The sequence below is a fragment of the Streptomyces sp. NPDC028722 genome (assembly GCF_040637655.1).
In the GTDB taxonomy this organism is placed as follows: Bacteria; Actinomycetota; Actinomycetes; order Streptomycetales; family Streptomycetaceae; genus Streptomyces.
Window position 1 is genome coordinate 326,938 of the sequence record NZ_JBEZWU010000002.1, and the last position, 12,913, is coordinate 339,850.

Annotated in this window: 8 protein-coding genes; 7 read left to right on the plus strand and 1 reads right to left on the minus strand. The window is 71.2% G+C overall.

The genetic code is table 11. The features are described from left to right. Positions 1 to 50 precede the first annotated feature (50 nt). Entirely contained in the window at positions 51 to 2,657 is a 2,607-nt protein-coding gene (locus AB0F03_RS03930) for a PA14 domain-containing protein (RefSeq protein WP_361986239.1), read from the minus strand. Between the two features lie 523 nt (positions 2,658 to 3,180). On the opposite strand from AB0F03_RS03930, the gene AB0F03_RS03935 reads away from it, so the two are divergent. The 7 genes from AB0F03_RS03935 to AB0F03_RS03965 all read left to right on the plus strand — a co-directional run bounded on the left by AB0F03_RS03935 (position 3,181) and on the right by AB0F03_RS03965 (position 12,905). Then, on the plus strand, positions 3,181 to 4,212 hold the full coding sequence (locus tag AB0F03_RS03935; RefSeq protein WP_361986241.1) for a LacI family DNA-binding transcriptional regulator: 1,032 nt from the start codon (positions 3,181 to 3,183) through the stop codon (positions 4,210 to 4,212). A gap of 508 nt (positions 4,213 to 4,720) precedes the next feature. Continuing rightward, positions 4,721 to 5,818: an ABC transporter substrate-binding protein gene (locus AB0F03_RS03940; protein WP_361986243.1), complete on the plus strand. Its 1,098-nt coding sequence runs from the start codon at positions 4,721 to 4,723 to the stop codon at positions 5,816 to 5,818. Positions 5,819 to 5,899: 81 nt separating this feature from the next. Then, positions 5,900 to 7,459, plus strand: a complete 1,560-nt coding sequence (locus AB0F03_RS03945; protein ID WP_361986245.1) for a sugar ABC transporter ATP-binding protein — start codon at positions 5,900 to 5,902, stop codon at positions 7,457 to 7,459. Then, a complete protein-coding gene (locus AB0F03_RS03950; RefSeq protein ID WP_361986247.1) occupies positions 7,452 to 8,414 on the plus strand; it encodes an ABC transporter permease in 963 nt (320 codons plus the stop codon). The genes AB0F03_RS03945 and AB0F03_RS03950 overlap by 8 nt, the downstream gene beginning before the upstream one ends. Next, complete coding sequence (locus AB0F03_RS03955) at positions 8,411 to 9,445, plus strand: ABC transporter permease (RefSeq protein ID WP_361986249.1); 1,035 nt, start codon at positions 8,411 to 8,413, stop codon at positions 9,443 to 9,445. The genes AB0F03_RS03950 and AB0F03_RS03955 overlap by 4 nt, the downstream gene beginning before the upstream one ends. 379 nt (positions 9,446 to 9,824) lie before the next feature. After that, a complete protein-coding gene (locus AB0F03_RS03960; protein ID WP_361986251.1) occupies positions 9,825 to 9,968 on the plus strand; it encodes a hypothetical protein in 144 nt (47 codons plus the stop codon). Positions 9,969 to 10,064: 96 nt separating this feature from the next. After that, entirely contained in the window at positions 10,065 to 12,905 is a 2,841-nt protein-coding gene (locus AB0F03_RS03965; RefSeq protein ID WP_361986253.1) for an RICIN domain-containing protein, read from the plus strand. Positions 12,906 to 12,913: the final 8 nt, after the last annotated feature.

Below are 12,913 nucleotides of genomic sequence, written 5' to 3' on the forward strand. Positions count from 1 at the left end.
GTCGGGGTGCGGCCGGGTGTGCCGGACCCCGACCGGTGCCGCCTGGTGCGTCAGGTGGTCGAACAGCCGGCCGGGGTGGCCCGCGACGCGTCCTCGATCAGCGCCCGCTGAGCCGCCTCCAGCCGCTGCACATCGGGCTTGACGACCCTGCGGTCGTACGTCATCAGGCCGTTGAGCTCGCCCTCGACGTCCGAGATCTGGGTGTAGACGGCGCCGTTGCCGCCCTTGCAGGCCAGCGCGTGCACCTCGGCGAGTCTCGCCAGATAGTCGTCGGTGTACCGCGCCGGGTCGACGTCGACGTACGACTGCTGCACCGGCCAGGCATGGCCGGGCACCGCGAGACCGAGACCGCCGTACTCGCCGCTGACCAGAGCACGCCTGCCGTCGGGGTGCGGTGGCAGCGCCGGGCTCGGGTAGCCGTGTTCGTCCATGATGTCGCCGGTGCCGCCGTCCGCGCCGAGGTTGAGGCCCGACATGCTGTTCACCAGCCGGGTCGGGTCCCAGGACTTGGCCTGGTCGGCGATGCGGGCCATGTCGTACTGGCCCCAGCCCTCGTTGAAGGTGACCCACATGACGACCGACGGGCTGCTGATGTGCTCGTCGATCATCTGCTTCATCTCGTGCTCGTACTCGGCGCGCTGGGCAGACGTGTCGGGCACCCTGCTCATCGCCGGCATGTCCTGCCAGACCAGCAGGCCGAGCCGGTCGGCCCAGTAGAACCAGCGGTCGGGCTCCACCTTGATGTGCTTGCGGACCGCGTTGAAGCCCATCGCCTTGTGCGCCTTCAGGTCGTGGGCGAGGGCCGCGTCGGTGGGCGCCGTGTACAGGCCGTCCGGCCAGAAGCCCTGGTCCAGCGTGGCCATCATGAAGACGGGCTTGCCGTTGAGGACGGTGCGCGGGACGCCGTTCACCTTCTCGACCGCGATGGAGCGCATCCCGAAGTAGCTGCCGACGCGGTCACCGCCGACGCTCACCCTCAGGTCGTACAGGAAGGGGTCGTCGGGTGACCACAGGTGCGCGTGCGGGACCTTCAGCGTGAGGGGTTCGCCGCTGCGGCCGACGGCCGTGGCGACCTTGCGGTGACCGTCGTACGCCGTGGCCCGCACCGGGAGTCCGGCCCGCACGCCCCGCGGTTCGACGGTGAGCGTTCCCGCCGGGACGTCCGGGGTGAGCTTGAGCGTGTCGACGTGGTCGGCCGCGACCGGCTCCATCCAGACGGTCTGCCAGATGCCGGACGACGGGGTGTACCAGATGCCGCTGGGGTCGGTGCGCTGCTTGCCGACCGGCGGGTTCTCGCCGGCGGCTGCGTCCGTCGGGTCGTGGACGCCGACGATCAGCTCCTGGGTGCGGCCGGGTTTGAGGGCGCCGGTGATGTCGGCGGCGAACTTGTCGTAGCCGCCCTTGTGTTCGGCGACCTCGGTGCCGTTGACGTACACCTCGGCCTGCCAGTCGACGGCGCCGAAGTTCAGCTGTAGGTGCTTGCCCGAGCCGATTCTCCAGCCGGCCGGGACGGTGAAGGTGCGCCGGTACCACATCCGGTCCTCGTGCCGTTCGATCCCCGACAGCTGGGACTCGACCGGGTACGGGACGAGGATCCGCTCGCGCAGCTGCTTGCCGACCGGGGGCCGCTCGCCGGGCGCGGCGGCGGCGAACTGCCAGGTGCCGTTCAGGTTCCGCCAGGTGTCACGGGTGAGCTGGGGGCGGGGGTACTCGGGGTGGGCGTTGCCGGGAGTGACCTCGTCCGCCCACGGGGTGCGCAGTTCGTGCGTGGAGTGGTTGGGGCCGCTGCTCCAGAAAGCGCCGACGTCCTTGCCGTCCGGGGTGCCGAGGCCGCCCTTGCCGTCGTAGTGGACGTCGGCGAGGCCGGGCGCGGTGCCGGTCCTGTTGCCGATCACGGGCTCCTTGAGCGCCACGAGCAGGGACCTGGGGTCGCCCGGGTCGGCCGTGGCCGTGCCGAGCGGCCACTTGGCCCCGCCGATCACGGCGTCGATGTGGTCGGTGACGCCGGCCGGCGGCGCGGCGAGTGCCTGGGCGAAGTCGAGCTTGAGGGTGCGGCCGTCCTTCAGGACGGTGGCGGCGAGGGCGCCGTCGTAGTCGAAGCCGTCGGGCAGCCGGAAGGCCGAGGTCGGGATCGCCTCCTTGGCCTCTCCCGGCTCGGTCCAGCGCAGGTGGAGGTTGGAGCCGCCGAAGTGCTCGAAGTACTCGACCTTGACGTCGTACGGCTGGCCGGCCGTCAACTCCACCGGCTGTGAGGTCTGTTCGTTGTCCCAGTCGTCGACCCAGTGGTCGATGACGGGCTTGCCGCCGATCCACAGCCGGAAGCCGTTGTCGCCGGTCATCGAGAAGGTGGTGGGTCCGGTCCTCTCCGGTACGACCTTGCCGGTCCAGCGGACGCTCACGTCGTCGTTCCGGCCGGTGGCGGACCGGAGACGGGGCTCGAGGTCGCCGAAGTCGATGCCGGGGTCGAAGGCGGTCGCCTTCAGGTCGTGGAAGTCGAAGGCTCCGGGGGCGGACTGGGTGTAGTACTCGCCCTTGAGGCCTTGGGGTTCCAAGGGGGAGCCGGCGGCCGTCGCGGACGGCGCCGCGGCGAGACCGGTGATGCCGAGAGCTGCGGTGAGCAGCATGGCCAGTCGCTGTCGGCTTCTGCTGGGGCGCACATGTCTCCTTGGGGGCTGAGCTGATCGATGGCTCGTCGAGACGCTGTACAACGTTGGAAGGAGAGAGCAATGGGCATGACAGCATGGCGTCCGGCCGCGTGTCCAGAGTCGTGCGCGTCGGACCTGGTCCGGCGGGGACGCGCGCCACATCGGCGGGGTGGCGCCGCGTCATGTCCGTAGACCGGCGACGGGCTCCTGCACAACACTCCTCCTGACGACTCACGATCCGCGATCCGCGATCCGCGATCCGCGATCCGCGATCCGCGATCCGCGATCCGCGATCCGCGAGTCGCGACTCGTGACACTTCCGCGCGTGACGCCGTCGCTCCGGCAGCGGGGTGGTCCGGCCCGGCGAACACCCGCCGAGGACGGACGGCGGTGCGCCGGTCCTCGCCTTGTCAGTGTGACGAAACCGCATGTATAACGTTGTAAAATCAGGCACAAGGGCTCGGCCGCACGGCTCACGGCGGCGACGCCGGACCCGCACCGGCCACCCGGATCGGGTCGCTCAGAAGGGACGAACGTGCGGGTCAGCCTCAAGGACGTCGCCGCGCACGCGGGGGTCTCCATCAAGACCGTCTCCAACGTGGTGAACAACTACCAGCACGTCACCCCCGCCATGCGGGAACGCGTCCAGCGCTCCATCGACGCGCTCGGCTACCGGCCCAACCTGGCCGCCCGGCACCTGCGCAAGGGGCGCACGGGCATCATCGCGCTCGCGCTGCCCGAACTCGGCAACCCCTACTTCGCCGAACTCGCCGCCACCGTCATCGACGCCGCCGCCGAACACGACTACATCGTGCTGCTCGACCACACCGGCGGACGGCGCGAGCAGGAGATCCTGGTCAGCCAGGGTTTCCGGGCGCGGGTCATCGACGGGCTGATCCTCAGCCCGATCGAACTCGAAGCGGGCGACCTCGGCGACCGCACGGAGAACGTGCCGCTGGTCCTGCTCGGCGAGCGGGAGTACGACCTGCCCTACGACCACATCGCCATCGACAACATCGCCGCCGCCCGCACCGCCGTCCGGCACCTGATCGACCTGGGCCGCCGGGAGGTCGCGTTCATCGGCGCCCGGCGCGGCCGGAGTGAGCCCGCCCAGCTGCGCGTGCGCGGCTGGCGCGAGGAACTGAACCTGGCCGGACTGCCCGCCGACGACGGGCTGGTCGCCGCCACCGACGGCTGGGGGCACGCGGAAGGTGCGGAAGCCATGGCGCGCATCCTGGAGACGGGGAGGCGCCCCGACGCGGTCTTCGCCTACAACGACCCGATGGCCATCGGCGCGATGCGGGTGCTCCACGAATGGGGCCTGCGGGTGCCCGAGGACGTCGCGGTGGTCGGATTCGACGACGTGGTCGAAGGACGCTTCGGCGCGGTGACCCTCACGTCCGTCTCACCGGACAAGGGGGCCATCGGCCGGCTCGCGGTGGAGTCGGTGCTGGCTCGGCTGGGCGGCAAGGCTCCCGAACCCCGGCGCATCCGCGTCGACCACCGGCTGGTGGAGCGGGAGAGCACCGTGGGACGCCGAGCGGCCGACGGCGGCACGAACGGTTGACCGCACCGGCGGGCGTGGCGCACCCCGTGGGCGGCGGCGCCCGCTGCGGGGGCTGAGCGTCCTCGCGGCCGCGGACGGCACGCGCGACCTCGTCGGCGACGGGGGAGGGACGACCGCCCGGGCTGGTGCGGAGCGCGTCGTGCCGCGTTGTTCGAGGTCACATGTCGGTTACACCGCAAGGGAGTTCACCGGGCCGGGGACGGCTGCGGCCGAGTGACGCCTGTGACGCATGCGCCTCACTGAAGTCCCTGTTCAGTACGTGTTTCGAGTCGCCGTGCGGTACGCCGCCGCCGGTGGGTTCGCGGCGCTTCGGCCCGGCCCCGGCCGTACCCCGGCTCCCGGCCTGATGCCCGTACGCGGTGCATAGGGGGTTTACAGCACTCTTCCAACGATGTAAAAACCTGCTTGCGGCGGACCGGACAGCGTCCCGCGCCGGGGGAGAAGCACCGCCCGTGCTCGTCCGATGCCTCCTCAGTTGCCTTCAAGCGTCGCCCGGATCGGGGTCACCATGCAGCGCACCACTCACCGTCCTCACCTCCTCACCCGTCCCGTGCTGGTCGCCCTGGCCGCAGCGGTGGCCCTGACCGCCACCGCGTGCACCAAGTCGGAGGACGACGCCTCGGGCAAGCCCCGGTCGACGGCGGCCGCGGACGGCGCCGAGCAGAAGGTCGTCACGCCCGGACCCGGCGGCAAGGGCTGCACCATCGGCGCCTACGGAGCGAAGAAGACCGACCTGAAGAACGCGACCGTCGGCTTCTCCCAGTCCGAGAAGGAGGCGAACCCGTTCCGCATCGCCGAGACGCAGTCCGTCAAGGACGAGGCGAAGAAGCAGGGGGTCAAGCTGCTGACGGCCAACGCCCAGTCGCAGTTCTCCAAGCAGATCAGCGATGTGCAGGACCTGCTCGCCAAGGGTGCCGACCTGCTGGTCGTCGCCCCGCTCAACTCCGACGGCTGGGACCCGGTGCTCCAGGCCGCCGCCGCCAGGAAGGTGCCGATCGTCACGATCGACCGCAAGATCAACGCGACTGCCTGCAAGGACTACGTCTCCTTCATCGCCTCGGACTTCGTCGAGCAGGGCCGGCGTGCCGCCGACCAGATGATCGAGGCGACGGGCGGCAAGGGCGAGGTCGCCATCCTGCTGGGTTCGGCCGGGAACAACGTCACCACCGAGCGCACCAAGGGCTTCAAGGAGCGGATCGCCGCGAAGGCCCCCGGCCTGAAGGTCGTCTTCGAGCAGACCGGTGACTTCGCCCGCGAGAAGGGCCAGCAGGTCACCGAGCAGCTGATCCAGTCCAAGCCCGGGATCAAGGGCATCTACGCGGAGAACGACGAGATGGGCCTGGGCGCGGTGGCCGCGCTCAAGGGTGCCGGCAAGAAGGCCGGCGACATCAAGATCGTCACGGTGGACGGCACCCGCAACGCCGTCCAGGGCATCGTCGACGGCTGGGTCAGCGGTGTCGTCGAGTCCAACCCGCGCTTCGGTCCGCTGGCGTTCCGGACGCTGGACACGTTCACCAAGGGCGGCGAGGTCCCCCAGGACATCGTCATCCAGGACAGCGTCTACGACGCGGGCAACGCCAAGCAGGACATCGGCAAGGCGTACTGACCCACGGAAGGGCCCGACGCCGTCCGGGCCCTCCGCTCGCTCACGTCACTCCCTTTCTCCCCGCTCTGCCTGGAGGCACAGGTGGCACCCCCCGCCGAGGTCCTCGCCGTCCGCGGACTGACCAGGACCTTCCCCGGTGTCCGCGCCCTCGACGGTGTGGACCTCACCCTGCACCCCGGTGAGGTGCACGCCCTCATCGGCGAGAACGGCGCCGGCAAGTCCACCCTCATCAAGGTGCTGACCGGCGTGTACCGGGCGGACGCCGGCGACATCACCTTCCAGGGCCGGAAGGTCTCCTTCGCCACGCCGCTGGAGGCCCAGAAGGCCGGCATCTCCACCATCTACCAAGAGGTCAACCTCATTCCGCTGCTGAGCGTGGCCCGCAACCTCTTCCTCGGACGCGAGCCCCGCAACCGCCTCGGCCTGCTGGACTTCGCCCGCATGAACCGGGAGGCCGGGGAGAGACTGCGCACCTTCGGCGTGCGGGTGGACGTCCGGCAGCCGCTGCGCACCCTCGGCGTCGGGGCCCAGCAGATGGTGGCCCTCGCCCGCGCGGTCGCGGCCGACGCCCGGGTCGTCATCATGGACGAACCGACGTCCTCCCTCGAACCACGCGAGGTGGAGACCCTGTTCGCGGTGATCCGCCGCCTGCGCGAGGCGGGGATCGCCGTCGTCTACGTCAGCCACCGCCTGGACGAGCTGTACGCCGTGTGCGACACCGTCACCGTGCTGCGCGACGGACGCCGTGTGCACCACGGCCGGCTGGCCGACCTGCCCCGCCTCGAACTGGTCTCCACGATGCTCGGCCGTGAACTCGGCGAGGTCCGCCAGGAGGATCTGACCAGGTTCACCGGCGACCACCGCGCGGCCGGCGCCCAGCCGGTGCTGGAGGCGGCGGACCTCACCGTGCCGCACAAGCTGCACGGCGTGTCCGTGAGCATCCGGCCGGGCGAGGTCGTCGGCCTCGGCGGACTGCTCGGCTCCGGGCGTACCGAGACGGCGAAGGCCATCTCCGGTGCGCTGCCGGTCCGTTCGGGCAGTGTCATGGTCGCCGGGGTCCCGGTGCGCGGCGGCTCCACGCCCGGCGCCGTCCGGGCCGGCATCAGCCTGCTGCCCGAGGACCGCAAGAGCGAGGGCATCGTCCCCGGTCTGTCGGTCCGGGAGAACATCGCGCTGGCCGCCCTGCCCCGGCTCTCCCGCCTCGGCCTCGTGTCGGAGTCCCGTGTGGACAGCATCGTGGACACCTTCATCGAGCGGTTGCGGATCAAGGCGTCGTCACCGCACCAGAAGGCCGGCGAACTGTCCGGCGGCAACCAGCAGAAGGTGCTGCTCGCCCGCTGGCTCGCGATGAACCCCAAGGTGCTGCTGCTCGACGAGCCCACGCGCGGCATCGACGTCGGCGCCAAGGCCGAGGTGCAGAAACTCGTGGACGAACTCGCCGCGGACGGCCTGGGCGTCCTGCTCATCTCCTCCGACCTGGAGGAACTGATCGAAGGATCCGACCGCGTGGTCGTACTGAAGGACGGTGCGGTCGTCGGCGAACTGACCGGCGACGACGTCACCGAGAACAAGCTGATGCGGACCATCGCCGGGGACGCCCCGGCGCGGGACGCGGTGAAGGAGACGGGCACCGATGGCTGAGGCCACGCTCCGCACCACCCCGCCGGACAGGACCCGCGTCCTGCCCTGGCTGCGAACCTACGGCGTCTACGCGGGCGTTGCGCTGCTCCTGGTCGTCAACGCCCTCATCACGCCGCACTTCCTGTCCGCCGAGAACTTCCGCACCCAGGCCGTCCAGGTCGCCCCGGTGATCATCGTGGCGATCGGCATGGCCCTGGTCATCGGCACCGAGGGCGTCGACCTGTCCGTCGGTGCCGTGATGGCACTGGCCGCCTCGGTGACCGCCCTCTACCTCGGTTACGGCCTGCTGCCGGCGCTGCTGGTGGTGGCACTGTTCGCCGCCGGCGTCGGCCTCGCCAACGGGGTGCTGGTCGCGTTCGTCGGGGTCCAGCCCATCGTCGCCACCCTCGCCCTCATGGTCGGCGGCCGGGGCGTCGCCCTGGTGCTGCTGCCGCAGCTGAAGGACGTGCGCAATCCCGCGCTGGCCTCCCTGGGGTCGGGCGACCTCCTCGGCATTCCCTACCTGATCCTGATCGCGGCGGCGCTGGCCCTGCTGGTGGCCTTCGTCGTCCGCCGCACCACCTTCGGACGCCAGCTCCTCGCCATCGGCGACAGCCGCCCCGCGGCCCAGCTCGCCGGCCTGCCCGTACGCAGGGTCCTCATCCTCGTCTACGCCGCCTGCGCGCTGCTCGCGGCCGTGGCGGGCGTGCTGGCCACCGCCCGGCTCCAGGCCAGTGACCCGACCTCGCTGGGCAACCTGATGGAGCTGTCCGCCATCACCGCCGTCGTGGTCGGCGGCACCCCGCTGACCGGCGGGCGGGTCGACGTCGCCGGCACGGTGGCGGGCGCGGTCCTCATCCAGCTGCTCACCGCCACCCTCATCAAGCACGATCTGCCGCCCTCCTGGACCCAGATCGCCCAGGCCATAGTGATCGTCGCCGCGGTCTACGCGGCACGCGGACAGGGGAAGCGATGACCGCAACCAGGACGGACACACCCGTGACCACCGCGAGCGGCGAACCGCCGGGCGGCGCGGAGCCGGTGGGCTCCGCGCGTTCCGAACGGCTGAGCGCGCTGGTCCAGCAGCACGGCGCGCTCGCGGTGCTGGTGATCGTCTCCGTCATCGCGTCGGTCAGCTTCGACACGTTCGCCACCGGCGACAACATCTCCAACATGGCGACCGGTTCGGCGTTCCTCGCCGTCATCGCCCTCGGTATGACGTTCGTCATCATCACCGGCGGCATCGACCTGTCGGTCGGCTCCCTCTTCGCGCTCGGCGGCGTCCTGGCGGCCTGGGGGTCCCGTCACGGCACCCTGGTGGCGCTGCTGTTGCCACTCGCCGTCTGCGGCCTCATCGGCGTCGTCAACGGCCTGCTCGTCGCCCGCTCCCGGCTGGCCCCCTTCATCGTCACGCTGGCCGCCATGCTGGGGGCGCGCGGACTGATGCTGGCGCTGACGGACGAGGGCGCCGAGACGTACCTGATCGGCAAGGGCTCGTTCCTCGCCGAACTCGGCCAGGGCAGCACCCTGGGCGTCGGCAACCCGGTGTGGGTCACGGTGGCGCTGTTCGCCGCCGGAGCCGTGGTGCTGCGCCGCACCCGGTTCGGGCAGCACGTGTACGCGGTCGGCGGCAACGAGGACGCGGCGGCCCTGATGGGCGCGCCGGTGGCCCGTACCAAGATCCTCGTCTACACGCTGTCCGGCGTCCTGGCCGGACTGGCCGGGGCCCTGAACGCCGCCTGGCTGGCCTCCGGCGTGACCATCCTCGGCACCGGCATGGAACTGGACGCCATCTCCGCGGTCGTCATCGGCGGCACCCTGCTCACCGGAGGCCTCGGCTACGTCAGCGGTTCCCTGGTCGGTGTCCTGCTGCTCAAGGTGATCCAGAACGTCATCAACCAGATCGGCTCCCTGGACTCCTCCTACCAGCAGGTCGTCAGCGGCGCCTTCCTGGCCGTCGTCGTGATCGCCCAGACCTGGCTGGGCCGCAAACGGCAGCTGATGTGACGAGCCCGGACGCGGCGGCCGTGCCTTCCCGTGCCCCGGCTGCCGCGTCCGGTTCCGGGTGGCCGTCTTCGTGTCCGGCGCCTTGACCCCGCGTCAGGGCGGTCCTACGCTGGCACGCCGGCGCAGTTACATCGATGTAAAAAAGGGTGCGGCTCCGGCTGGTCGAGGATCGCGCGCCGATGCCCGCACGCCGGCCCGCACGCCCCCCACGCATCCGTCCGGCACCGTCACCGACCGGTCCCACCCGTGCGAGAGCGATCCTTGTCCGAGGAGCCCCGATGCGCACGCAACGCCCAGGAACCGTACGCCCCCCGTGGCTGCCGTATCTGCTCGGTCCGCTGACCGTGTCCGGGCTGCTCCTCGCCGGACCGTCCGCGCCGTGCGGCCCGCCACCGCCGCGGCGGCCCAGTGGACCGTCACGGTCGCCACCGCCGCCGGCACGTTCCGCAACCCGCTCACCACCGGCCCGGACCCGCCCGTCACCCGTACCCGCAGGGTGTGGACCGTGCGGAGGTCCACGTGAACTGACGGCCACGCCGGCCGGGGGCCGGACACCGGGGCCGGCCGGTTCCCGTCCTGCCACCGGGCGGCTCGCCGCCCCGATGAGGACAACGATGTCATGGAAGAGGGGTTCACTGTGCGCATCAGCAGACGTGAGGTCATCAGGGGCGGTGCCGCCGTCGCCGGCGCGGCCGTGCTGGGGCCGGTGACCGCGCGGCCCGCAGCGGCGGCGGCCGGGCCGTGGTATCCGGCCAACCGGGCGCCCCTGCAACCGTCGGCGTTCCTGCGGCTGCCGCCCGGCGCGGTGCGTGCGCACGGCTGGCTCGCCACGCAGCTCGCCCGTCAGGTCGACGGCCTGTGCGGGCACTATCCTGAGACGTCGCACTTCCTGCGGTACGAGGACACCGGATGGATCCACGCGGACCTGGACGGCTGGGAGGAAGTCCCGTACTGGCTGCGCGGCTTCGTCGACATGGCCTACGTGACCGGTGACGCGACCGCACTGGACACCGCCTCGACGTGGATGGACGGAGTGCTCGCCAACCAGGCGGCCGACGGGTACTTCGGCCCGTCACGGCTGCGGACGTCCCTCGGCGGGCATGCCGACCTGTGGCCGCACATGCCGATGCTGCACGCCCTGCGCTCCTTCGCCGAGTACTCCGGCGACAGCCGCGTCGTGCCCTTCCTGACCCGGTACTTCGCCTACGTCCACACCCAGCCCGCGGCGGTGTTCTCCGACGGCTGGGGGACGTGGCGCTGGGGCGACACCATCGACGTCGTGTACTGGCTGTACAACCGCACCGGCGACGCGTTCCTGCTCGACCTGGTGCGCAAGATCCACGCGAACTCCGCCAGGTGGGTCGACGGCGTCGTCGACGGGCACAACGTCAACTTCGCGCAAGGGTTCCGCGAACCGGCCCAGTACTGGGTGCTGTCCGCGAACGCCGGCGACCGCAGCGCCACGTACCGTGACTACGCCACCATGCAGGACACGTACGGCCAGTTCCCCGGCGGGGGTTTCGCCGGCGACGAGACCGTGCGCGCCGGCTACGGAGACCCGCGGCAGGGGTTCGAGACGTGCGGCATCGTCGAATACATGCTCAGCCACGAGATCCTGACGCGCGTCACGGGCGACCCGGTGTGGGCTGACCGCACCGAGGAACTGGCGTTCAACCTGCTGCCCGCCGCGCTCGACCCCGAGGGGCGGGCCACGCACTACATCACCTCGGCGAACAGCGTCGACCTGGACAACAGCGCCAAGACGCGGGGCCAGTTCGCCAACGGCTGGGCCATGCAGTCCTACCGCGCCGGGGTGGACCAGTACCGCTGCTGCCCGCACAACTACGGAATGGGCTGGCCCTACTACACCGAGGAGATGTGGCTCGCCACCGGCGACGGCGGACTGTGCGCCGCGCTCCACGGTCCCTCCACCGTCACCGCCGAGGTCGGCGACGGCACCCGGGTCACCATCACCGAGACCACCGGATACCCGTTCGCCGACACGCTCACCTTCGCGCTGTCACTGCCGACACCGGTGGCGTTCCCCCTGGTCCTCCGCATCCCCGGCTGGTGCGGCGCACCGGACCTGCGGGTCGGCGGAACAGCCGTGTCCGCCGGTCCCGGCCCCCGCTACGTCACGGTGAACCGCACCTGGACCGACGGCGACACGGTCACCCTGCGCCTGCCGATGCAGCCGCGGGTGAAGGCGTGGCCGTCCCAGCACAACGCCGTGTCCGTCGGCTACGGGCCCCTGGGCTTCTCGCTGGCCGTCACCGAGAACTGGGTGCGGACCGGCGGCAGTACACGGTTCCCCGAGTACGACGTCCACGCCGGCTCCCCCTGGAACTACGGCCTGACACCCCGGCAGGAGCTGAGCGTGTCCACCGGGGGCAGCGTCGACGATCCCTTCACCACGGCGGGCGCACCGGTCCGGATCACCGCGCAGGCCCAGCGCGTGGACGCCTGGCGGGCCGACGGCCAGAACGTCGTCACCCCGCTCCAGGACGGGCCCGTCGCGTCCTCCGCTCCGGTCGAACAGGTCACGCTCATCCCGATGGGCGCGGCACGTCTGCGCATCACCTCCTTCCCGCAGACCGGCGGCAGCCGCCAGTGGCGGTCCGGCACCGGCGCCGCCTTCCGCATCCAGAACCGCAACTCCGGCAAGGTCCTGGGCGTGGACCGGATGTCCACCGCCGACTCGGCGAACGTCGTCCAGTACGGCGACAACGGCACGGCCGACCACCTGTGGTACCTGCTCGGCGCCGGCGGTGGCTACCACAAGGTCCAGAACGCCCGTTCCGGCAAGCTGCTGGCGGTGGACCGGATGTCCACGGCGGACTCCGCCCGGGTGGTGCAGTACGAGGACAACGGCACCGACGACCACCTGTGGCAGCTGCTCGACAGCGGCAACGGCCATGTGCGGTTGCGCAACAGGAACAGCGGCAAGGTCCTGGGCGTGGCGGGGATGTCCACGGCCGATTCCGCGCAGGCCGCGCAGTTCACCGACGACGGCGGCGCGGACCACGACTGGCGGTTGGTCCCGGACGGCCGGGTCGGTATCGAGAACGTCAACTCCGGCAGACTGCTGGCGGTGGACCGGATGTCCACGGCGGACTCCGCCCGGGTGGTGCAGTACGAGGACAACGGCACCGACGACCACCTGTGGACGTTCCTGCCCGACGCGGACGGCTGGTTCCGCGTCCGCAACGTCAACTCGGGCAAGGTGCTCGGGGTCGCCGGGATGTCGACCGCCGACTCGGCACAGGTCGTGCAGTTCACCGACAACGGCACCGACGACCACCTGTGGCGGCTCGTCCACGATGCCGACGGGGCCTTCCGTATCCGGAACCGCAACTCCGGCAAGGTCCTGGCCGTGCACGACGCGTCCACCGACAACTCCGCGAACGTCGAGCAGTTCCAGGACAACGGGACCCCCGACCACCTCTGGCGCTTCCGGTAGACCCGCCA